17 protein-coding genes and 1 pseudogene are annotated in these 22,571 nt (G+C 73.5%); 3 read left to right on the top strand and 15 right to left on the bottom strand.

Going from position 1 to position 22,571, the window contains the following annotated elements; genetic code table 11:
- Positions 1-21: 21 nt before the first annotated feature.
- From ACFYOJ_RS18910 to hrcA, 7 genes are all read right to left on the bottom strand, one after another.
- The gene (locus ACFYOJ_RS18910; protein ID WP_356556679.1) at positions 22-375 is read right to left on the bottom strand and encodes a histidine triad nucleotide-binding protein; all 354 of its coding nucleotides are present in this window, start codon (positions 373-375) and stop codon (positions 22-24) included.
- Positions 376-533: 158 nt separating this feature from the next.
- Complete coding sequence (locus ACFYOJ_RS18915) at positions 534-3,677, bottom strand: S41 family peptidase (RefSeq protein WP_388597335.1); 3,144 nt, start codon at positions 3,675-3,677, stop codon at positions 534-536.
- Positions 3,678-3,826: 149 nt separating this feature from the next.
- Complete coding sequence (locus tag ACFYOJ_RS18920; RefSeq protein ID WP_356556677.1) at positions 3,827-4,405, bottom strand: hypothetical protein; 579 nt, start codon at positions 4,403-4,405, stop codon at positions 3,827-3,829.
- Positions 4,406-4,495: 90 nt separating this feature from the next.
- A complete protein-coding gene (locus ACFYOJ_RS18925; RefSeq protein ID WP_356556676.1) occupies positions 4,496-5,245 on the bottom strand; it encodes a 16S rRNA (uracil(1498)-N(3))-methyltransferase in 750 nt (249 codons plus the stop codon).
- On the bottom strand, positions 5,242-6,372 hold the full coding sequence (locus tag ACFYOJ_RS18930; RefSeq protein WP_356556675.1) for a nitronate monooxygenase: 1,131 nt from the start codon (positions 6,370-6,372) through the stop codon (positions 5,242-5,244). Before ACFYOJ_RS18930 ends, ACFYOJ_RS18925 begins: the two co-directional genes overlap by 4 nt.
- Positions 6,373-6,633: 261 nt before the next feature.
- On the bottom strand, positions 6,634-7,773 hold the full coding sequence (gene dnaJ, locus ACFYOJ_RS18935; RefSeq protein ID WP_356556674.1) for a molecular chaperone DnaJ: 1,140 nt from the start codon (positions 7,771-7,773) through the stop codon (positions 6,634-6,636).
- Positions 7,774-8,790 carry a heat-inducible transcriptional repressor HrcA gene (gene hrcA / locus ACFYOJ_RS18940; RefSeq protein WP_356556673.1) on the bottom strand — a complete coding sequence of 339 codons (1,017 nt, stop codon included), beginning with the start codon at positions 8,788-8,790 and terminating at the stop codon, positions 7,774-7,776. It abuts the gene before it with no gap.
- 161 nt (positions 8,791-8,951) lie between these two features.
- On the opposite strand from hrcA, the gene ACFYOJ_RS18945 reads away from it, so the two are divergent.
- Positions 8,952-9,683 carry an MBL fold metallo-hydrolase gene (locus ACFYOJ_RS18945; protein WP_356556672.1) on the top strand — a complete coding sequence of 244 codons (732 nt, stop codon included), beginning with the start codon at positions 8,952-8,954 and terminating at the stop codon, positions 9,681-9,683.
- Between the two features lie 34 nt (positions 9,684-9,717).
- On the top strand, positions 9,718-10,575 hold the full coding sequence (locus ACFYOJ_RS18950; protein ID WP_356556671.1) for a DUF3097 domain-containing protein: 858 nt from the start codon (positions 9,718-9,720) through the stop codon (positions 10,573-10,575).
- A gap of 139 nt (positions 10,576-10,714) precedes the next feature.
- Here ACFYOJ_RS18950 and hemW read toward each other — a convergent pair whose 3' ends face one another.
- From hemW to lepA, 4 genes are all read right to left on the bottom strand, one after another.
- Complete coding sequence (gene hemW / locus ACFYOJ_RS18955; protein WP_356556670.1) at positions 10,715-11,947, bottom strand: radical SAM family heme chaperone HemW; 1,233 nt, start codon at positions 11,945-11,947, stop codon at positions 10,715-10,717.
- 35 nt (positions 11,948-11,982) lie between these two features.
- Entirely contained in the window at positions 11,983-14,013 is a 2,031-nt protein-coding gene (locus tag ACFYOJ_RS18960) for a SpoIIE family protein phosphatase (RefSeq protein ID WP_356556669.1), read from the bottom strand.
- 207 nt (positions 14,014-14,220) lie between these two features.
- Positions 14,221-16,098 carry an AMP-dependent synthetase/ligase gene (locus ACFYOJ_RS18965; RefSeq protein ID WP_356556668.1) on the bottom strand — a complete coding sequence of 626 codons (1,878 nt, stop codon included), beginning with the start codon at positions 16,096-16,098 and terminating at the stop codon, positions 14,221-14,223.
- A gap of 397 nt (positions 16,099-16,495) precedes the next feature.
- Positions 16,496-18,364, bottom strand: a complete 1,869-nt coding sequence (lepA, locus tag ACFYOJ_RS18970) for a translation elongation factor 4 (RefSeq protein ID WP_356556667.1) — start codon at positions 18,362-18,364, stop codon at positions 16,496-16,498.
- 251 nt (positions 18,365-18,615) lie between these two features.
- On the opposite strand from lepA, the gene rpsT reads away from it, so the two are divergent.
- Positions 18,616-18,882 carry a 30S ribosomal protein S20 gene (gene rpsT, locus ACFYOJ_RS18975; RefSeq protein ID WP_356556666.1) on the top strand — a complete coding sequence of 89 codons (267 nt, stop codon included), beginning with the start codon at positions 18,616-18,618 and terminating at the stop codon, positions 18,880-18,882.
- 258 nt (positions 18,883-19,140) lie between these two features.
- On the opposite strand, the gene holA is transcribed toward rpsT, so the two are convergent.
- The 4 genes and pseudogenes from holA to ACFYOJ_RS18995 form a co-directional block, all read right to left on the bottom strand.
- The gene (gene holA, locus ACFYOJ_RS18980) at positions 19,141-20,130 is read right to left on the bottom strand and encodes a DNA polymerase III subunit delta (protein WP_356556665.1); all 990 of its coding nucleotides are present in this window, start codon (positions 20,128-20,130) and stop codon (positions 19,141-19,143) included.
- A 98-nt stretch (positions 20,131-20,228) separates the two neighbouring features.
- A complete protein-coding gene (locus ACFYOJ_RS18985; RefSeq protein WP_356556664.1) occupies positions 20,229-20,474 on the bottom strand; it encodes a hypothetical protein in 246 nt (81 codons plus the stop codon).
- 82 nt (positions 20,475-20,556) lie between these two features.
- The gene (locus tag ACFYOJ_RS18990) at positions 20,557-21,438 is read right to left on the bottom strand and encodes a YceI family protein (protein ID WP_356556744.1); all 882 of its coding nucleotides are present in this window, start codon (positions 21,436-21,438) and stop codon (positions 20,557-20,559) included.
- A 249-nt stretch (positions 21,439-21,687) separates the two neighbouring features.
- A pseudogene (locus ACFYOJ_RS18995) lies at positions 21,688-22,476 on the bottom strand (ComEC/Rec2 family competence protein); the annotation flags it as partial.
- Between the last annotated feature and the right edge of the window lie 95 nt (positions 22,477-22,571).

Raw genomic sequence — 22,571 nt, forward strand, 5'->3', positions numbered from 1 at the left:
GGGTTGTCCCGGTCGGCCCGGTTATCCGGGGGGCCACTGGAGGCCGCGGCCGCCGAGGACGTGGGCGTGGGTGTGCCAGACGGTCTGACCGGCGCCGCTGCCGGTGTTGAAGACGATGCGGTAGCTGTCCAGCTTCTCCTCGTCGGCGACGGCCTGGGTCTCGCGCAGGACGTCGGCGGCGAGCTCCGGGGCGCCGGCGGCGAGGGCGGCGGCGTCGCGGTAGTGGGCCTTGGGGATCACCAGGACGTGGGTGGGCGCCTGGGGGTTGATGTCGCGGAAGGCGAGGGTGGTGTCCGTCTCGCGGACGATCGTGGCGGGGATCTGTCCTGCGACGATCTTGCAGAACAGGCAGTCGTCCTGTGGCTCGCCGGGCATGAGCGCGCTCCTTCTGGCGGTGATCTTTGAAGGCATGGTAGCGAGCGGGGTGGGTGCGGGCGGGGTGGGTGTGCTTGCCCGCGCCTGCGGGGTGCCTCCCCCGGAGGGGATACCTCTCCAGGCTCTTGAGGCACTGGGGGAGGCACGACTGCCCGCGGCTACGGCAGGCTCGGTGGTGTCTTGGCCGGGGATGTTTCCAGGGTCTCCAGGGCCAGGCGGATCGCCTCGTCGAGTTGGGGGTCGCGGCCGAGGGCGTGGTCCTGGGGGCGGTGGAGGACCTCGATGTCCGGGTCGACGCCGTGGTTCTCCACGTCCCAGCCGTACCCCTCCAGCCAGAAGGCGTACTTGGGCTGCGTGATCAGCGTGCCGTCGACCAGCCGGTAGCGGCTGTCGATGCCGATGACGCCGCCCCAGGTGCGGGTGCCGACGACCGGACCGATGCCGAGCGCCTTGATCGCCGCGTTGACGATGTCGCCGTCGGAGCCGGAGAACTCGTTGGCGACGGCGACGACCGGCCCGCGGGGCGCGTCCATCGGGTAGCTGAACGGCCGCATGCCGCGCGGCACGTCCCAGCCGACGATGCGCCGGGCCAGCTTCTCCACGACCAGCTGGGAGGTGTGCCCGCCGCGGTTCTCGCGGACGTCGACGACCAGTCCCTCCCGGGCCACCTCGACGCGCAGGTCGCGGTGGAGCTGGGCCCAGCCGGAGCCGACCATGTCGGGCACGTGGAGATAGCCGAGCCGGCCGCCGGACCTCTCGTGGACGTGGGCGCGGCGGTCGGCGACCCAGGCGTGGTAGCGCAGCGGCTCCTCGTCGGCGAGGGGGACGACGACGGCGTGCCGCAGGTCGCCGCCTCCTGCCGGGGAGACGGTCAGCTCGACCGGCTTGCCGGCCGTGCCGACGAGCAGCGGGCCGGGCCCGGTGACCGGGTCGACGGGCTGTCCGGCGACCGCGACGATCGCGTCGCCGGCGCGCACCGCGACGCCGGGCGCGGCGAGCGGGGAGCGGGCTTCGGGGTCGGAGGTCTCGGAGGGCAGGACGCGGTCGACGCGCCAGGTGCCGTCCTCGTGGCGGGAGAGGTCGGCGCCGAGCAGGCCCTGGCGGGCGCCGGAGCCGTGGCCGCCGCGCGGGGTGACGTAGGCGTGCGAGGTGCCGAGTTCGCCGTGCACCTCCCACAGGAGGTCGACCAGGTCGTCGTGGGTGGCGACGCGGTCCAGGACGGGCCGGTAGCGGTCCAGGACGCCGTCCCAGTCGACGCCGTTCATGTCGGGGCGCCAGAAGTTGTCCCGCATGACGCGGCCGGTCTCTTCGTACATCTGCCGCCACTCGGCGGCCGGGTCGACGGTCTGCCGTACGCGGCCCAGGTCGACGGTGATGTTGGTGTCGCTGTCCTCGTCGCCGGAGGCCCGCCGGTCGCTGGGGACGACCTTGAGGCGGCCGTCGGTCCACAGCAGCACCCGCTTGCCGTCGCCGCTGACCTCGAAGTGGTCGGCGTCGCCGGCGAGGTGCTCGACGCGCTGCTGGGCGAGGTCGTAGCGCTCCAGCTCGGTGTGCGGGCCGGGGTCGTCCGGGTTGGCGCGGGAGGCGCCGAGGACGCCGGTGAGCGGGTGGCGCAGCCACAGGACGCCGTCCTTGGCGGCGCGCAGGCCGGAGTAGCGGGCGGCCTCCACCGGGAAGGGCACGATGCGGTCGGCGAGGCCCTCGATGTCGATGCGGGTGGTGGGGGTGCCCTCGCTGTCGGGGGTCTCCTCGCGGTCCGGGGTCTCGAAGGGGCGGCCGTGGCGCTGCGGGCCGAAGGGCGAGGGCGTGGTCGCGGCCAGGGTGATCAGGTACGGGCGGGCGCCCTCGACGAAGGCCAGGTCGAAGACGTGCTCGTCGTAGACCGGGTCGAAGGAGCGGGTGGAGAGGAAGGCGAGGTGCTTGCCGTCCAGGGTGAAGGCCGGCGCGTAGTCCCGGAAGCGCAGCGGGGTCGCCTCGCTCACCGACAGGTCGGTGGTGTTGGCGAGTCTGAGCTGGCGCAGCGGGGAGGGGCCGGGGTGGGACCAGGCGAGCCAGGCGGAGTCGGGCGAGAAGACGAGGCCGGAGGCGTCGCCGTCCTCGCTGCGGTCGACCTCGCGGACCTCGCCGGTCTCCCGCTCGACGAGCAGGACGCGTCCGTCGTGCGAGGCGACGGCGGCGCGGCTGCCGTCGGGGGCCATGGCGAGGTTCAGGACCCGGCCGAGCTGTCCGGCGGCGAGGCGGCGCGGGGTGGCACCGGGGGCGAGGCCGGTGGCGGGCGCGAACTCCAGGGCGTCGTCGCCCTCGGCGTCCGTCACCCACACCGCCCACTCCTCGCCGTCGGCGCGGAAGGCGCGCGGCAGCCGGGTGCGGACGCCGGGGGTCGCCGCGAGGGCGCGGGCCGGTCCGGAGCGGTGGGTGACCCAGTGGACGCCGCCGCGCACGGCGACGGCGCTGCCGCGGCCGGTGTGGTCGGGGGAGGCGGAGCCGAACCAGCGGGCGGCGTCGACCGGGTAGGGCTGGAGGTCGGCGCGGGAGCCGCCGAGCCGGATGTCGAGGCGGCGCGGTTCGGCGCCGTCCAGGTCGTCCAGCGTCCACAGTTCACCGGCGGACGAGTAGACGACGCGGGTGCCGTCGGTGGCGGCGTGCCGGGCGTAGAAGCTCCCGAGGGGGGTGTGCCGGCGCAGGTCGGTGCCGTCGGCGAGGGAGGAGTAGAGGGCGCCGGTGCCCTCGTGGTCGGAGAGGAAGGCGATGCGGTCGCCGACCCAGAACGGGTACTCGATGTTGCCGTCGAGGTCCTCGTGCAGCCGGACGAACTCGCCGTCGTCCTCGGCGTCGATCCACAGCTTGCCCGCGGTGCCGCCGCGGTAGCGCTTCCACCAGGCGGCCTCGCGGCCCATCGGCGCGGACAGCAGCACGGTGTGCGGGCCGTGGGCGACGTCGCCGACGGGCCCGTACGGCAGGGTGCCGGCGGGGCCGCCGTCGAGCGGGACGGCGCGGGCCCAGCTGCGGCGCAGGCTGGCCTGTCCGTAGGCGCTGAGGGCGAGGACCCGGCCGTCCGGGGTCCAGCCGCGCACCTGGGTCTTCAGGTTCCCCCAGTGCGTGAGGCGTCGGGCGGGGCCGCCGTCGACGGGGGCGACGTGCACCTCGGGGGCGCCGTCGCGGGTGGAGGTCCAGGCGACGGTGGTGCCGTCGGGCGAGATCCGCGGGTGGTTCACCGGCACGTTGTCGGCGCTGACCCGCCAGGCCCGGCCGCCGTCGAGCGGGGCGAGCCACACGTCGTCCTCGGCGGTGAAGGCGACCAACTCGCCGTGCGGGTGCGGGAAACGGAGGTAGGCAGACGCTGCGGGCTGAGTCACTCCCCCAGCCTATGCAGGAGCGTGCGTCGGCCGACAGGGGTTCGGACCGGTTCCGGCCCCGGCGTGCGGGAGCCCCGGCGGCGCGCCGGGGGCGGCTACTTGCCCTGTACGGGCCGGCAGTGCGGGTCGTCCGGGCACCAGATGGTCCGGGTGACGGTCACGGTGGGGCCCGGGCGGTCCCGGCCGGGCCCGTCAGCGGGCGGGGAGGGCGCGGGCGGGGAGGGCGCGGTGTCGCAGTTCCCCAGCCCCTTGACCCGGAACCACTCCTTGCCGTCCACCTTCGCGGTCAGATCGCCGCGCACGCAGGCGCCGTTGACGACGCGGGTCACCTTGCCGTCGACGGTGATGTCCTTCCTGGTGTCCGTCCTCCCCTCGCAGTCGACGGAGGCGACGGTGTTCTCGTCCGCCGAGGCGGTGGCGCCGTCGCCCTCGACGGAGGCCGTGCAGGTGAGCCATCGCACGCCGGCGTCGCGCCGGTCGAGTTCACGGGTCACGGTCCGGTCGGTCGTGTACGCCACCGCCGCGGAGCCGAGTCCGCCGCCCGGGTCACAGGCGACGGCCCCGCCGACGGCGGCCGCCACGCCGACGGCCACCAGCGCGGCACGCCGGCCGCGCGCCGCGACCGGGTGGTCCGGGATGTTCGGGAAGTGCCGAATACGCCTCAGTGCCCCCATGCAGGGCAGCCTGCCACCGCCTCGGGGCCCACGGTAGGGCGCATACGGCCACTCCTCACCACCCCGGCCGCGGGGCCCCGGCCGGTGCCGTCAGCTCCAGCGGCCGGTGCGGGCCAGCAGGACGGCGGTCGCCGCGGTGCCGGCGGTGGAGGTGCGCAGCACGCTGCGTCCGAGGCGGTAGGGCTTCGCACCGGCCTCGGCGAACAGCGCCAACTCCTGCGGGGACACGCCCCCTTCGGGCCCGACGACCAGCACGATGTCGCCGGAGGCGGGGAGTTCGGCGGCGGCCAGCGGCTCCTCGCCGCTCTCGTGGAGCACGGCGGCGAAGGCGGCGCCGGCCAGCAGCGACGCGACCTGCTTGCTGCTCGCCGCGTCCGCGACGTCGGGGAAGCGGACCCGGCGGGACTGCTTGCCCGCCTCCCGGGCCGTCGCCCGCCACTTGCCGAGCGCCTTCAGGCCCCGGTCGCCCTTCCACTGCGTGATGCACCGGGACGCCTGCCACGGCACGATCGCGTCGACGCCGACCTCGGTCATCGTCTCGACGGCCAGCTCGCCCCGGTCACCCTTGGGCAGCGCCTGGACGACGGTGATGCGCGGCTGCTCCGCCGGTTCCTCGCGGACGCCGTCCAGGCCGGTGACGACCAGCCGGTCCTTGCCCTCGGCGGCCTCCACCACGCCCTCGGCCCAGTGTCCGCGCCCGTCGGTGAGGACGACGTCCTCGCCGGGCCGCAGCCGCTTCACGGAGACGGCGTGCCGTCCCTCGGGGCCGTCGAGGACGTACCGTCCGCCGGGCAGGTCCTCGGGCCGGAGCGGGTCGACCACGAACACCGGAGCCGTCATCGGCCCGTACCTCCCGTCACGTACTGCGTCAACGCGGTCCCGGCGGACGCGAGTTCGTCCACCAGCACCTCCACGAGCTGCCCGGCGGGCAGCTCCCGGGCCATCCGGTGGCCCTGTCCCGCCCACAGCGCCATGCCCTGCGCGTCGCCCGCCTTCGCCGCCGCCTTGCGCAGCGGCGCGGTCAGGTGGTGCACCTCCGGGTAGGCGGCGGGGGCGTAGGGGCCGTGCTCGCGCAGGAAGCGGTTGACCAGGCCGCGGGCGGGGCGGCCGGAGAAGGCGCGGGTCATCTCGGTGCGGACGAACAGCGGGTCGGTCAGTGCCTGCTTGTGCAGGGCGTGCGCGCCGGACTCGGGGGTGGCGAGGAAGGCGGTGCCGAGCTGGGCCGCGCTCGCTCCGGCCGCGAGGACCGCGGCGATCTGGGAGCCGCGCATGATGCCGCCGGCGGCGATCACCGGGAGGCGCACCGCCTCCCGGACCTGGGCGACCAGGGAGAGCAGTCCGATGCCGGTGCCGTCGGTCTCCGGGCAGTCGCGGTGGGTGCCCTGGTGTCCGCCGGCCTCCACACCCTGGGCGATCACCGCGTCGGCACCGGCCCGTTCGACGGCCCGGGCCTCGCCGGCGGTGGTCGCCGTGGCCAGGACGAAGGTGCCGGCCCGGTGGAGCGCGTCGACGGCCTCGGGGCCCGGGACGCCGAAGTGGAACGACACCACGGGCACCGGGTTGTCCAGCAGCACGGCGAGCTTGGTGTCGTAGCCGTCGTCCCGGCCGCACTCCGGGTCGCCGAGCTCGGTCTCGTACCAGGCGGCCTCACCGGCCAGCTGGTGGGCGTAGACGCCGACCGCGGAGGCGTTGAAGGACGCGACGTCGGCCGCTCCGGTGAAGCCGGTGCCCGCACCGGGCGTCTTCGGCTGCGGCATGAAGAGGTTGACGCCGAACGGGCGGGCGGTCAGCCCCCGCAACTGCTTGATCTCCTCGTACATCCCGTCCGCGGTCTTGTACCCGGCGGCCAGGAAACCCAGCCCTCCCGCCTCGCAGACCGCGGCCGCGAGCCGCGGCACGGAGACGCCGCCCGCCATGGGCGCCTGCACGATCGGGTAGGGGAAGAGATCGGTCAGTGCGGAGGACATGAGCGCATGGTGTCACGTCCCGGGGGCGACTCCGAATCCGGGCTTCCACCGGCGCACGCCGGGCGGCACCCGCCTCGCGGGGCCTGGGAGACCGGCGCCGGGAAGCCCCTGACGTCCGCGGCGGGAAGCCCCGAGGGGCCCGTGCCGGGAAGTCCCGAGGCCCACGGCGGGAAGCCCCCGACGGCCGCAGCGGGAAGCCCCCGACGGCCATCGGCGTCAGGGGCTTCCCGGGGCTTCCTCCGCGCCTTCCGGCGCCCTCCCTCAGCGGCCGTTGAAGGCGTCCTTCAGCCGCGAGAACAGCCCCTGCTGCCCCGGCTGGAACTGGCCCTGGGGCCGCTCCTCGCCGCGCAGCTTGGCCAGCTCGCGCAGGACGCGCTCCTGCTCGGGGTCGAGCTTGGTCGGGGTGGTGACCTCGACGTGGACGATGAGGTCGCCCCGGCCGCCGCCGCGCAGGTGGGTGACGCCCCGGCCGTGCAGCGGGATCGACTGGCCGGACTGGGTGCCCGGGCGGATGTCGACCTCCTCCACGCCGTCGAGGGTCTCCAGCGGCACCTTGGTGCCGAGGGCCGCCGCCGTCATCGGCAGGGTGACCGTGCAGTGCAGGTCGTCGCCGCGGCGCTGGAACTGCGGGTGCGGCAGCTCGTGGATCTCGACGTACAGGTCGCCGGCGGGGCCGCCGCCGGGGCCGACCTCGCCCTCGCCCGCGAGCTGGATCCGCGTGCCGTTGTCGACACCGGCGGGGATCTTCACGGTCAGGGTGCGCCGGGAACGGATCCGGCCGTCGCCCGCGCACTCGGGGCACGGGGTCGGGACGACGGTGCCGAAGCCCTGGCACTGGGGGCAGGGCCGGGAGGTCATGACCTGGCCCAGGAAGGACCGGGTGACCTGCGAGACCTCACCGCGGCCGCGGCACATGTCACACGTCTGGGCCGAGGTGCCCGGGGCCGCGCCCTCGCCGTTGCAGGTGTTGCAGACGACGGCCGTGTCGACCTGGATGTCCTTGGTCGTGCCGAAGGCCGCCTCGTCCAGCTCCACCTCGATGCGGATCATGGCGTCCTGGCCGCGGCGGGTGCGCGAGCGCGGTCCGCGCTGCGACGCCGTGCCGAAGAAGGCGTCCATGATGTCCGAGAAGTTCCCGAAGCCGCCCGCGCCGAAGCCGCCGGCCCCGCCCGCGCCGCCCGACTGGGACAGCGGGTCGCCGCCGAGGTCGTAGACCTGCTTCTTCTGCGGGTCCGACAGCACCTCGTAGGCGGCGTTGATCTCCTTGAACCGCTCCTGGGTCTTCGGATCGGGGTTGACGTCCGGGTGCAGCTCGCGCGCGAGCCTCCGGAACGCCTTCTTGATCTCGTCCTGAGAGGCGTCGCGGCGCACGCCGAGTACGGCGTAGTAGTCCGTGGCCACCTACGACTCCGCCAGGATCTGTCCGACGTACCGTGCCACTGCGCGTACCGCTCCCATCGTTCCCGGGTAGTCCATGCGGGTCGGTCCGACCACGCCGAGCTTGGCGACAGCCTCGCCGCCCGAACCGTAGCCGACCGACACGACGGACGTGGAGTTGAGTCCTTCGTGGGCGTTCTCGTGACCGATCCGTACGGTCACGCCCGGATCCTTCGCCTCGCCGAGCAGCTTGAGGAGCACGACCTGCTCCTCCAGCGCCTCGAGCACCGGCCGGATCGTGAGGGGGAAGTCGTGCCCGAAGCGGGTGAGATTGGCGGTGCCGCCGATCATCAGCCGCTCCTCGTTCTCCTCGACCAGCGTCTCCAGGAGAGTGGAGAGCACGGTGGAGACCGTACCCCGGTCCTCGGCCTCGAAGGCCTCCGGGAGGTCCTCGACCAGACCCGGCACGTCCGCGAACCGGCGTCCCGCGACCCTGCTGTTGAGCCGGGCCCGCAGATCGGCGAGGGAGGCCTCGCCGAAGGGCGCCGGGCAGTCGATCATCCGCTGCTCGACCCGTCCGGTGTCCGTGATCAGCACGAGCATCAGGCGCGCGGGCGCCAGGGAGAGCAGCTCCACGTGCCGCACGGTCGAACGGGTCAGCGACGGGTACTGCACGACGGCGACCTGCCGGGTGAGCTGCGCGAGCAGCCGCACCGTGCGGGCCACGACGTCGTCGAGGTCGACGGCGCCCTCCAGGAAGTTCTGGATGGCGCGCCGCTCGGGCGCGGTCATCGGCTTGACGCCGGCCAGCCTGTCGACGAAGAGCCGGTAGCCCTTGTCGGTCGGGATGCGCCCGGCGCTGGTGTGCGGCTGGGCGATGAACCCTTCGTCCTCCAGGGCCGCCATGTCGTTGCGCACGGTGGCCGGGGAGACGCCGAGGTTGTGCCGCTCGGTGAGGGCCTTGGAGCCGACGGGCTCCTCGGTGCCGACGTAGTCCTGGACGATGGCACGCAGCACCTTCAGCCTGCGTTCACTGAGCATCGCGCACACCTCCAGAAGTCGTCCGCCCGGTGTTCCCCCTGGCACTCTGCGTGTGCGAGTGCCAGACTTCCCCGGCCCAGTGTACGGCCGTCGGGTACGGCTGCGGCAAGGCCGGTGCCCCGTCGCCGTGCCGGGGCCGCCGCGGCGTTAGCGTCACCGTCGTGACGGTGACGTGGAAGGACCTGGGGTGGGAGCGGCTGGCGGCCGGGGTGGGCCGGTGCCGGCTGCCGGTGTGGGACTGCACGGCGGGGCTGGTCGTCGGCGCGGACGCGGCCCTGCTGGTGGACGCCGGTTCGAGTCTCGCGGAGGGCGCGCGGCTGCGGGCGCGGGCGCAGCGGCTCGCCGGGCGCCGTGTGACGCATCTCGCGCTGACCCACCCGCATTTCGACCACGTCCTCGGGGCGGCGGCGTTCGCGGGCGCCGAGGTGTACGGCGCGACGGGCACGGCCGCGCTGCTGGCGGGGGCGGGGGGCCGGGAGGGGCTGCGGGCGGACGCGGTGGCCGAGGGGCTGGACGCCCGGCTCGCGGAGGAGGCCGTGGACGCGCTCGTCGCGGTCCGCCACGAGGTGCGCGGCGCGCGGACGCTCGACCTGGGCGGCGGGCGGCGGGTCCTGCTGGCCGACGTGGGCCCCGGGCACACGGGGCACGACCTCGCGGTGCTGGTGCCGGGCGAGGTCGCGGTCGTCTTCTGCGGGGACCTCGTGGAGGAGTCCGGCGATCCGCAGGCGGGGCCCGACGCCGTGCCGTCGCGCTGGCCGGCGGCGCTGGACCGGCTGCTGGAACTGGGCGGCGAGGACGCGCTGTACGTGCCGGGGCACGGGGCGGTGGTGGACGCGGCGTTCGTCCGGGCCCAGCGGGACGCGCTGGCCGCCCGTTTCGGCGTGTCGTCCTGATCACGGGCCGCGCGTTTCTCCTATCGTCGGCAGAATGCGCCCACCCGTCTCCCACCACCGCCCTTCCCCCGAGGGTCCTGCGGGCCCGCGCCGTCGTGTGTACTCCGCCGACCTGACCCCTCCGTGGAAGAAACCGCAGCCGGTGCCCGAGGTGCCGGCCGACCCCGGTCTGGTGGTCGAGGAGGCCGTCACCGGCTTCTGCGGCGCCGTGATCCGCTGCGAGGCGGGCACGGTGACGCTGGAGGACCGTTTCGGCAAGCACCGGGTCTTCCCGCTGGAGCCGCGCGGCTTCCTGCTGGAGGGCAGGACCGTGACCCTGGTGAGGCCCGCCTCCGGCCCGGCCCGGCCCGCCCGTACGGCGTCCGGTTCGGTCGCCGTCCCCGGCGCCCGCGCGCGCGTGGCCCGCGCCGGCCGCATCTACGTCGAGGGCCGGCACGACGCCGAGCTGGTCGAGAAGGTCTGGGGCGACGACCTGCGCATCGAGGGCGTGGTCGTGGAGTACCTGGAGGGCGTGGACGACCTGCCGTCCATCGTCGACGACTTCGCGCCGGGCCCGGACGCGCGGCTCGGGGTGCTGGTGGACCACCTGGTGCCGGGGTCGAAGGAGTGGCGGATCGCGCAGGCGGTGACGAGCGAGCACGCGCTGGTCGTGGGCCACCCGTACATCGACATCTGGGAGGCGGTGAAGCCGTCGTCGCTCGGCATCGCGGGCTGGCCCCGGGTGCCGCGCGGGCAGGACTGGAAGACGGGCGTGTGCCGGGCGCTGGGGTGGCCGGCGGACAACACCGGGGCGGTGTGGCAGGCGATCCTGGCCCGGGTCCACTCGTACAAGGACCTGCAGCCGGAGCTGCTGGGGCGGGTCGAGCAGTTGATCGACTTCGTCACCGAGTGAGGTGAGACGAGTGAGGTGAGACCCGCCCCTCCCGGGCCCTCTCCGGCGGAGTCCCGGAAAGTCCGGGGAGCGGGGGTCCGGGGGGCGGAGCCCCCGGGGTCGGGACGGGAAGGGGCGGCGGGGGCGGGAAACAGCCCCGTCAGTCCACCAGGTCCCGCACCACCGCGTCCGCCAGCAGACGCCCGCGCAGCGTGAGCACGGCCCGCCCCTCCTCGTACGGCCCCTCCTGGAGCAGCCCGTCCGACAGGGCCCGCCGAGAGGCGGCAAGCCCCGCCTCCCGCAGCAGGGACAGCGGTACGCCCTCCCGCAGCCGCAGCTCCAGCAGGACGCGCTCCACCCGCCGGTCCTCCTCCGTGAGGATCTCGCGTCCGGCCCCCGGCGACCTCCCCGCCGCCAGCGCCCCCGCGTACGCGCCGGGGTGCTTCACGTTCCACCAGCGCACGCCGCCCACGTGGGAGTGGGCCCCGGGCCCGGCGCCCCACCAGTCGGCGCCCCGCCAGTACAGCTCGTTGTGCAGGCAGCGGCCGGCGTCGGAGGTGGCCCAGTTGGACACCTCGTACCAGTCGAAGCCGGCCGCGGAGAGGGTCTCCTCGGCGATCAGGTACCGGTCGGCGTGCACGTCGTCGTCGGTCATGGGGATCTCGCCGCGCCGGATGCGCCGGGCGAGCTGCGTGCCCTCCTCGACGATCAGCGCGTACGCGGAGACGTGGTCGGGTCCGGCGCCGAGGGCGGCGTCCAGGGAGGCCCGCCAGTCGTCGTCGGACTCGCCGGGGGTGCCGTAGATCAGGTCGAGGTTGACGTGGTCGAAGCCGGCCGCGCGGGCCTCGGCGACGCAGGCCTCGGGGCGGCCGGGGGTGTGGGTGCGGTCGAGGATCCTCAGGACGTGCTGCCTGGCACTCTGCATGCCGAAGGAGATCCGGTTGAAGCCGCCCTCGCGGAGGGTGGCGAGGTATGCCGGGTCGACGGACTCCGGGTTGGCCTCCGTGGTGATCTCGGCGTCCGCGGCGAGGCCGAACTCGTCGCGGATCGCGTGCAGCATCCGTACGAGGTCGCCGGCGGCCAGCAGGGTGGGCGTGCCGCCGCCGACGAAGACGGTGCGGACCTCGCGGGGGTCGTCGCCGAGGACCTTGCGGGCGAGGCGGACCTCGTCGACGAGCGTCTCGGCGTAGTTGTCGCGAGAGGCGAGGACGCCGCCGGTGCCGCGCAGCTCGGTGGCGGTGTAGGTGTTGAAGTCGCAGTAGCCGCAGCGGGTCGCGCAGTACGGGACGTGCAGGTAGAAGCCGAGGGGGCGGTCGGCGGCACCGGCGAGCGCGGACGCGGGCAGGGCACCGTCGGCGGGGACGGGTTCGCCGTCGGGGAGTGCGGAGGGCATGCGTTCCATTGTCCCGTACTGCCGCGCTCGCTCCGTCATTCCGCCTGCAGCACCAGCAGGGCGAGGTCGTCCTCCGGGGGCCGGGGGCCGAACTCGTGGACCAGGCGCCGGATGCGCTCGGCGACCAGTCCGGCGTCCAGTCCCCTGCATCCGGCGAGCGCGGCGGCGAGCCCGTCGCCGTCGTCGAACTGGCGGGAGCCGGAGCGCCGCTCGGTGACCCCGTCCGTGACGCACAGCAGCGTGTCGCCGGAGCGCAGCTCGAACGTCTCGCTCGTGTACGCCGGGTCCTCGACGACCCCGAGGAGGGTCTGCGGCTCGGCGACCGCGCGGACGGCGCCGTCGGGCGGGAGCAGCAGCGGCAGCGGGTGGCCGGCGGAGGCGAGGGTGCAGCGGACGACGCCGTCGCCGACCGGGACGAGTTCGCCGTAGAGCAGGGAGAGGAAACGGGTCTGGGGGCCGTCGCCCGGGGCAACCGGTCGGCCGCCGACGGCGACCAGGGCGCGGGCGGCGGCGTCGGCGGCCTCGGTGGCGTCGTCGAGGAGCAGCTGGTTGAGGCGGTCCAGGACGCCGGGGACGCCGTATCCCTCGCGGGCCAGCAGCCGCAGCCAGGGCCGGGCGAGCCCGATGACGACGGCGGCCTCCGGACCCTTGCCCTGGACGTCGCCGACGGTGAAGCACCAGCGGCCGTCGCCGGCCGGGAAGAGGTCGTAGAAGTCGCCGCTGGGGCCGCCCTTGTCGCACGGTTCGTAGACGAGGGCGCTGCGCACCCCGGGGATCTCGGCGACGGCGCCCGGCAGCAGGCCGCGCTGGAGGACGGCGCTGATGGTGGCCTGGCGGGCGTACTGGCGGGCGGCGCCGATGGCGAGCGCCACGCGGCGGCTGAGGTCCTCGACCAGGCCGCTGACCTCTTCGGGGAAGCACGGGGTGCCGGCCCGCCCGATGACCAGGGTGCCCAGGGGCCGGCCGCCGGCGACGAGGCGGTAGGCGAGCGCGGCGCCCTGTTCGGCCCCCTGGCCGAGCGCGGCGCCCGGCCAGGGGTGGGCGACGGGGCCGGAACGCCACGGGTCGCGGACGCGGGGCGGGTCCTTCTCCAGGGCGAGGCGGAGTTCCTCGGCACGGCTCTCGCCGGCGTGCCAGACGCGGGCCAGCCGGGCTCCGACGGCCGTCGCGGGGTCGTCGCCCCAGGCACCGCGGCCCAGGGACTCGTCCTCCAGCCACACGGCGCACCAGTCGGCGAGGCGCGGCACGATCAGCTGTCCGGTGAGGGAGGCGACCAGGTCCTCGTCGAGCTGTCCGGCGAGCAGGTCGGAGGCCTCGGCGAGGAAGGACAGGGCACCACGGTCCAGCCACTCACGGTCACGGACACCACGCCGGGCGGCGTCGGCCGTACCGGCCCGGCCGTCCGGAGCGCCCGAGCCGTCCGGGTCCTCCGCGTCCTCCGCGTCCTGCGGATGCGCCCGGACGGCGGGGCCGGTCGGTGCCGGCGGTTCCGCGACCGGCGGTCCGGTGTGCCCGCCGCCGTGTTCCCCGGCGTACGCCTCGATCTGCGCGGTGATCTCCCCGCCCGCGGCGGGCAGTCGCGCCCACACCGTCTTGGTGCCCGGCCGGTAGGTGATGCCCCACGCCTCCGAGAGCGCGGCGACCAGTCGCAGGCCGCGGCCGTACTCGGGAGTCTCGTGCGGTTCCTCGTCCCCGCCGCCGCCCCGCGGTGCGCGGGAGGGGTGGCGGTCGGTGATCTCGACGACGAGGATGCCCGTCTCCTCCAGCCGGCAGGCCACCTCCACGTCGGTCCCCGCGTGCACGACGGCGTTGGTGACCAGCTCGCTGACGACCACCAGCGCGTCGGCGACGAGGTGGCCGGTCAGCAGCCGTGCCCCGGGCAGGCCGAGCGCGGCCCAGTCGGCGAGTGCGGCGCGCACCATCGCACGGGCGGCGCCCGGCGCGAGGGAGCTGCCGAGCAGGGTCACGTGCGCCCGCGCGCACTCCCGGGCGGACAGCTCGGCAGCGGGCGCGGGCGCGCCGCCGGCACAGGAGACGGTCTCCCGTTGCGTCGGAATGACACCCATGGACGGCTCCCCGGGCAGTTCGTGCGAAGGACTCGCGGCCTTGCCCGACAGAGTGGCAGAACGGCCCCGCCCATAAGCGCCGAGTTACCGAAGTAGGCCGCCACGGGTGAGGACTGTGCTAGGGGAATGCTCGAACACCGTCACAGGACGGACAGGTCCCGGGCATGTTCGAGCACAACCGTCCACACCACGCCGCGGCCCGGGCGTCTACGCCTCGCGCGCCCCCTCGTACATCTCTTCGATCAGGTGCTTGTACTCCCGCTCCACCACCGGCCGCTTCAGCTTGAGGCTGGGCGTGATCTCGCCGTGCTCGACGTCGAGGTCGCGGGGCAGCAGGCGGAACTTCTTGACGGTCTGCCAGCGCTGCAGGCCCTCGTTGAGCCGCTCGACGTAGCCGTCGACCATCTCGACCGTCGCCGGCGCCGCGACGATCTCCGCGTACGTCCTGCCCTCCAGGCCGTTCTCCTTCGCCCACGCCGTGATCGCGGCCTCGTCGAGGGCGATGAGGGCGGTGCAGAAGTTCCGGTCGGCGCCGTGCACCAGGATGTTGGAGACGTAGGGGCAGATCGCCTTGAACCGGCCCTCCACCTCGGCGGGCGCGATGTACTTGCCGCCGGAGGTCTTGATCAGGTCCTTCTTGCGGTCGGTGATGCGCAGGTACCCGTCGGGCGACAGTTCGCCGATGTCCCCGGTGTGGAACCAGCCGTCGGGCTCCAGGACCTCGGCGGTCTTCTCGGGCAGCTTGTGGTAGCCCTCCATGATGCCGGGGCCGCGCAGCAGGATCTCGCCGTCGTCCGCGATGCGCACCTCGGTGCCGGGCAGCGGCTTGCCGACGGTGCCGGTGCGGTAGGCCTCGCCGGGATTGACGAAGGAGGCGGCGGAGGACTCGGTGAGGCCGTAGCCCTCGAGGATGTGGATGCCGGCGCCGGCGAAGAAGTAGCCGATCTCGGGGGCGAGGGCCGCCGAGCCCGACACGCAGGCCCGCAGCCGGCCGCCGAAGGCCTCGCGGATCTTGGCGTAGACGAGCTTGTCGGCGACTCCGTGCTTGGCGGACAGGCCGAAGGGGGCGCTCGCGGTGCCGGTGCGCCGGAAGTTGTCCTGGGTGACCTTGGCGTACTCGCGGGCCACTCCGGCGGCCCACTGGAAGATCTTGTACTTGGCCCCGCCGCCGGCCCGCGCCTTGGCGGCGACGCCGTTGTAGACCTTCTCGAAGATGCGCGGGACGGCCGCCATGTAGGTCGGCCGCACGACCGGCAGGTTCTCGATGATCTTGTCGACGCGGCCGTCGACGGCGGTGACGTGCCCGACCTCGATCTGGCCGGAGGTGAGCACCTTGCCGAAGACGTGCGCGAGCGGCAGCCACAGGTACTGCACGTCGTCCTGGGTGACCAGGCCGGTCGCCGCGATCGCCTTGGCCATGTACGACCAGTTGTCGTGCGGCAGGCGCACGCCCTTGGGGCGGCCGGTGGTGCCGGAGGTGTAGATGAGGGTGGCGAGCTGGTCCTTGGTGAGCGCGCCGACCCGCTGCTCGATCAGGCCCGGTTCCTTCTCCAGGCGGGCCGCCCCCCGGCGTTCCAGCTCGTCGAGGGTGAGCACCCACTCCTCGGCGGTGTCGGCGCCGGCCGCGTCGATCACGACCACATGGGTGAGGTCGGGCAGTCCGTCCCGCTTCTCCCTGGCCTTCGCGAGCTGCGCGGCGTCCTCCGCGATCAGCACCCGGCTCTCGGAGTCCGCCAGGATGTACGCCGACTCCTCGGCGTTGGTCTGCGGATAGACCGTGGTCGTCGCGGCGCCGGCGCACATGATGCCGAGGTCGGCGAGGATCCACTCCAGCCGTGTGGAGGAGGCCAGCGCCACCCGCTGCTCCGGCTCGATGCCGAGCTCGACCAGGCCGGCCGCGATCGCGTGGACCCGCTCGGCGGCCTGTGCCCAGGTGAGCGACTTCCAGTCGTCCGGGCCCTCACCGGAGGCGGGCGGCACCGGATAGCGGTACGCCTCGGCGTCCGGCGTGGCCGCCACACGCTCCAGGAAGAGTCCCGCCACGGAGGGCGGACGGTTCTCGATCAGTGTCTGTGTATCGCTCACGACATCCTCCGGGCCCGCGACGGTGCGGCTGGGTTCGGTGCGGTTGGCTCAGGTGCGGCTGGGTTCACTCTCGGACGGGTTGTTCGGACTGTCTGTGCCCCGGCGGTGCCCAGGCGGTGCCAAAGCTCCGCCCGGGTTCTGCCCGGGCCGTGCTCGGACGGCCGCTCCGGCCGTTGTTTAACTCGCGGGTAACCATGGGGCAGGCATCAGGGTAAAGGGCGACCGGCCCGCGCGTAAGCCTCCGCACCCGGTCTCTTCCTCCGCACGGCCACCGGTGACGTGCGCGAAGGGGCCGGCGACGGGTGAGGGGGCCGACCGCAGACGGGTGAGGGGGCCCGCCGCGCTCCCGCACGACGGGCCCCCTCGCTCACCCACCACCGGGCGGGCGGGCCGGCGGCTACTTCTTGCCCTTGGCCGCCCCCGCGCCGTCGTCGCTGGACAGGACCGCGATGAAGGCCTCCTGCGGGACCTCCACGGAACCCACCATCTTCATCCGCTTCTTGCCCTCCTTCTGCTTCTCCAGCAGCTTCCGCTTACGGGAGATGTCACCGCCGTAGCACTTGGCGAGGACGTCCTTGCGGATGGCGCGGATGGTCTCGCGGGCGATCACCCGGGAGCCGATGGCGGCCTGGACCGGCACCTCGAACGCCTGCCGCGGGATGAGCTCCTTGAGCTTGGCGACGAGCCGCACGCCGTACGCGTACGCCTGGTCCTTGTGGGTGATCGCCGAGAAGGCGTCCACCTTGTCGCCGTGCAGCAGGATGTCCACCTTGACCAGGCTGGAGGTCTGCTCGCCGGTGGGCTCGTAGTCGAGGGAGGCGTAACCGCGGGTCTTGGACTTCAGCTGGTCGAAGAAGTCGAAGACGATCTCCGCGAGCGGGAGGGTGTAGCGGATCTCCACCCGGTCCTCGGAGAGGTAGTCCATGCCGAGCAGGGTGCCGCGCCGGGTCTGGCACAGCTCCATGATCGCCCCGATGAACTCGGTCGGCGCGAGGATCGTGGCGCGCACGACCGGCTCGTACACCTCGTTGATCTTGCCCTCGGGGAACTCGCTCGGGTTGGTGACGGTGTGCTCGGTGCCGTCCTCCATGACCACGCGGTAGACCACGTTGGGCGCGGTGGCGATCAGGTCGAGGTTGAACTCGCGCTCCAGCCGCTCGCGGATCACGTCGAGGTGCAGCAGGCCGAGGAAGCCGACGCGGAAGCCGAAGCCGAGGGCGGCGGAGGTCTCCGGCTCGTAGACGAGGGCGGCGTCGTTGAGCTGGAGCTTGTCGAGGGCCTCGCGCAGCAGGGGGTAGTCGGAGCCGTCCAGCGGATACAGGCCGGAGAAGACCATCGGCCGCGGGTCCTTGTAACCGCCGAGCGCCTCCTCGGCGCCCTTGTGCTGGCTGGTGACGGTGTCGCCGACCTTCGACTGGCGGACGTCCTTCACGCCGGTGATCAGGTAGCCCACCTCGCCGACGCCGAGGCCGTCGGCGGCCAGCATCTCGGGCGAGTTGGTGCCGATCTCCAGCAGCTCGTGGGTGGCGCCCGTCGACATCATCCGGATGCGCTCGCGCTTGTTGAGCTGGCCGTCGATGACACGGACGTACGTCACGACACCGCGGTACGAGTCGTAGACGGAGTCGAAGATCATCGCGCGGGCGGGGGCGTCCGCGACGCCGACCGGGGGCGGGATCTCGGCGACGACCTTGTCCAGCAGCGCGTCGACGCCGAGGCCGGTCTTGGCGGAGACCTTGAGGACGTCGGAGGGGTCGCAGCCGACCAGGTTGGCGAGCTCCTCGGCGAACTTCTCGGGCTGCGCGGCCGGCAGGTCGATCTTGTTCAGCACGGGGATGATCGTGAGGTCGTTCTCCATCGCCAGGTAGAGGTTGGCGAGGGTCTGCGCCTCGATGCCCTGGGCCGCGTCGACGAGGAGGATCGTGCCCTCGCACGCGGCCAGCGACCGCGACACCTCGTAGGTGAAGTCGACGTGTCCCGGGGTGTCGATCATGTTGAGGATGTGCGTGCTGCTCTTGTCGTGGGTGGGGGCCCACGGCAATCGCACCGCCTGGGACTTGATCGTGATGCCGCGCTCGCGCTCGATGTCCATGCGGTCGAGGTACTGGGCGCGCATCTGCCGCTGCTCGACCACACCGGTCAGCTGGAGCATCCGGTCGGCGAGCGTGGACTTGCCGTGGTCAATGTGCGCGATGATGCAGAAATTGCGGATCAGAGCCGGGTCGGTTCGGCTCGGCTCGGGCACATGGCTGGGGATCGCGGGCACGCAGGGTCCTGATTCTTGAGGCGTCCGCAGTGTCTGCGGTCTCGGGTCGGATCGATACGTAGCCTCCATGGTCCCACGGGCGGGGACCGGGGAGGGGTGCGGGAGGCGGCGGGGGCGGGTTTGGGCCGTTCAACGGGCCGCTGGTAGTGTGGGTGGCTGTGTCTCATGCCCTCTCAGCGCGAGGCACACCTCAAGAAATCATCGGCCCGGGTCCCGTGCGGTCCCGTGCCTGAACCTGCAAAGGCTCATTCGTGGCGAACATCAAGTCCCAGATCAAGCGGAACAAGACCAACGAGAAGGCCCGGCTGCGCAACAAGGCCGTCAAGTCCTCTCTGAAGACCGCGATCCGCAAGGCTCGTGAGGCCGCTGCCGCGGGTGACGTCGAGAAGGCCACCGAGTACCAGCGCGCTGCCGCGCGTCAGCTCGACAAGGCCGTCTCCAAGGGCGTCATCCACAAGAACCAGGCCGCCAACAAGAAGTCGGCGCTGGCGCAGAAGGTCGGCGCCCTCAAGGGCTGAACCTCTTATCTGGTCTGATCGCCGGAAGGACCCAGGGCGGGCCCTCTCTCATCCGCCCCCGACCGGCACCCCGGATCCATGCGCGGCCTGCGTTCGCCACGCGGGCATGGGTCCTCGAGCTCGATCCGAAGGCCCCGGCGGCCGTCCTCCCCAGGACGCCGCCGGGGCCTTCGGCACGACCTGCGCCTGTCCGGCGGCCGTCCCTGCGCGGCCGGGTCCCGGTCCGCGGCTGCTCCTGCGCGGCGGACGTGTCCCGGGCTACGCCCGTCCCTGCGGGCGTGCCGCGCGGGCGATGGTCACCACTGCCTTCTCCAGGGCGTACTCGGGGTCGTCCCCGCCGCCCTTGACGCCGGCGTCCGCCTCGGCCACCGCGCGCAGGGCCACGGAGACGCCGTCCTGGGTCCAGCCGCGCATCTGCTGCCGGACGCGGTCGATCTTCCACGGCGGCATCCCGAGCTCGCGGGCGAGGTCGGCGGAGCGTCCGCCGCGGGCGGTCAGCACCTTCCCGATGCCCCGCACGCCCTGGGCGAGCGCGCTGGTGATCAGCACCGGGGCCACTCCGGTCGCCAGCGACCAACGCAGCGCCTCCAGGGCCTCCGCCGCCCGTCCCTCGACCGCCCGGTCGGCGACCGTGAAGCCGGACGCCTCGGCGCGTCCGGTGTAGTACCGCGCGACGACGGCCTCGTCGATCGTCCCCTCGATGTCCGCCACCAGCTGGGAGACCGCCGACGCCAGCTCCCGCAGGTCGCTGCCGATCGCGTCGACCAGCGCCTGGCACGCCTCCGGGGTGGCCGACCGCCCGGCCGTGCGGAACTCGCCCCGCACGAACGCGAGCCGGTCCGCCGGCTTGGTCATCTTGGGGCACGCCACCTCGCGTGCCCCCGCCTTCCGCGCGGCGTCCAGCAGGCCCTTGCCCTTGGCGCCGCCCGCGTGCAGCAGGACGAGGGTGATCTCCTCGGCGGGCGCCCCGAGATACCCCTTGACGTCCTTGACCGTGTCGGCCGACAGGTCCTGCGCGTTGCGTACGACCACGACCTTGCGCTCGGCGAAGAGCGAGGGGCTGGTGAGCTCGGCGAGCGTGCCGGGCTGCAACTGGTCGGGGGTCAGGTCCCGTACGTCCGTGTCGGCGTCGGCGGCCTTCGCGGCGGCCACCACGTCCCGCACGGCACGGTCGAGCAGGAGGTCCTCCTGGCCCACGGCAAGGGTCACCGGGGCGAGAGGGTCGTCGTTCGCAGTCTTCCTGGCCATCGTGACAAGCATCCCACGGGCCACTGACAGCGGGCCCCGCGGTGCCTCGGAACCCCGGAGCTCCCGGGAGCCCGGGCCCCCGGCCGGCACGCCACGGCCTACGGCTCCTCGCGCCAGCCGTCCCACTCGCGCACGAACTCGTCCAGCGCGCCGGCGTCCAGCCGTTCCTCCTCGTCCCGCAGGACGACGAGCCACTGGGCGTCCTCGGCGTCGTCCTCGCCGGCCAGGGCCTCCCGGACGAGCTGCGGTTCCTCGGCGAGTCCGAACCGCTCCCCGAGCTCCTGGGCCACTTCTTCCGCGGCGTCGCGGTCGGGCAGCACCAGCACATGTCTCACATCACTCACGCCGCCCATTGTCGGCCACCGCGCGGCCGGCGAACCGCCGGGCCGGCCCTTCCCCGGCCGATCCCCGCGACCGGCCCCGCGGTCAGCTCTTCTGCACGATCTGCACGTCGAGGTCGATGCGGATGCTGGGGCCGACCACGGCGATGCCGCGCGCCAGCATCGTCTGCCAGCTCACCGTGAAGTCGTCGCGATGGAGTTCGGTGGTGGCGCGGCACGCCGCCCGCACCTCGCCCTGCATGCCGTTGCCGAGGCCGAGGTACTCCGCGTCCAGCGTGACCGTGCGCGTCACCCCGTGCAGCGACAGGGCGCCGGTGACGGCCCACCGGTTGCCGCCGCGGTGCACGAACCGGTCGCTGTAGAACTCCAGGGTCGGGTAGCGCTGGACGTCCAGGAAGTCCGCCGACCGCAGATGGTCGTCGCGCATCTTCACGTTGGTGTCGATGGACGCCGCGTCGATCACCACGTGCATCGCCGAGTGCTCCATCTCGTCGGCGATCCGCACGGCACCCGCGAAGGAGTTGAACCGGCCGTGGATCCGGGCCAGGCCGATGTGCCGCGCGGTGAACGCGATCGAGGAGTGCGTCGGCTCGATCTCCCAGTCGCCCGCCGCCGGCAGCTCGGGCGGCTGGGCCACCTGCAGCGACACGTCACCGAGCGAGGCGAGGGAGTCCGCGACGACCGTGACGGAGGCGCGGTAGGGCGTGTAGCCCTCGGCGGACACGGCGAGCCGGTACTCCCCCGCCGGCACCGTCGCCACGAACGACCCGAAGGGGTCCGCGCCGCCGCTGACCACCTTGCGCCCCATGGCGTCACTGACCGTGAACTCCGCGTGCGGCACCGGCTCGCTGACCGGGTCGAGCACCCGGCAGCTCAGCACCCCGGCGTTCGGCGGGGTACGCACCGACGCCAGAGGACTCGTCCGTTGCATCCGCTTCATTCGGCTCTCCAGCCAGCGGCCGATCATCTGCGACACCCTCTGCGCCTAGTGAATACACGTGTTTCGAGAGCGCATTCGATCACCGATGAGGCTTTCGAGGCAACACGGGTCCACATCGCGGGAATCCGGCATATACGCCGGAAATACTGGCGACTGACCCTCACAAGCGACGAAATGCACCCAACAGTGCGGTTTCTCACACCCGGACCACATATCTCGCCCCATTCCGACCGTCGGACCTCACCCCTCCCCACCCCGCCTCAGCCCCTCTCCGCCTCAGCCCCTCTCCGCCACGCGCAGCGCTCCGCCCGTACCGGTCACCGCCAGGGCGCCGTCCCGGTCCGTGCGCAGGATCATGGCCCCCTGCGCACGCAACACCGCCAGGGTGCCCGGGTCGGGGTGGCCGTACGGGTTGTCCGCACCGCAGCTGACCAGCGCCAGCCGGGGTGCCACGTGGCGTATGAGACCGACGTCCTGGTGAGCGGAGCCGTGATGGGCCACCTTCAGTACGTCGACGCCTTCCAGCTCCGCGGCCGCCGGCGACCTCGCCAGTTCCCGCTGGGCGGGCGGTTCCAGGTCCCCGAGGAGCAGCAGGCGCATCCCCGCCGTCCGCACCAGGAGGGTGACGCTGGCGTCGTTGGGTCCCTCCGCCGCCGGTGACGGGCGGGGCGGTGCGCCCGCCGGCGTTCCCGGGGAGGCCGTCGGGCGTGGTGGCGGTGGCCACACCACCTCCCAGGACAGTGCTCCGGTGCGGCGCCGTTCCCCGGCGGCGGCCTGCCGTACGGGGATCCGCCGTACGGCCGCCTGCCTGTGGACGAACTCGGCCTGCCCCGCGGGTTCCTGCAGGCCGGTGGTCTCGATCGCGCCGACCTGACGCCCCTTCAGGACGCCGGGCAGTCCCGCCACGTGGTCGGCGTGGAAGTGGGTCAGCACGACGAGCGGCACCCGGGTGACGCCGAGCGAGCGCAGGCAGCGGTCGACGAGCAGCGGGTCGGGTCCGGCGTCCACGACCACCCCCGTGCCGGGGCCGGCCGCGAGCACCATGGCGTCGCCCTGGCCCACGTCTTCCCTGTCAAGTTCTGCGTGTTGAACTCGAAGGGGGGACGTGGGCCAGGGGGCAACAGTCAGATCTGACTCGTCTCAGCGCTTGGGGAGCAGGG

It is taken from the genome of Streptomyces sp. NPDC006384 (assembly GCF_042870695.1).
In the GTDB taxonomy this organism is placed as follows: domain Bacteria; phylum Actinomycetota; class Actinomycetes; order Streptomycetales; family Streptomycetaceae; genus Streptomyces.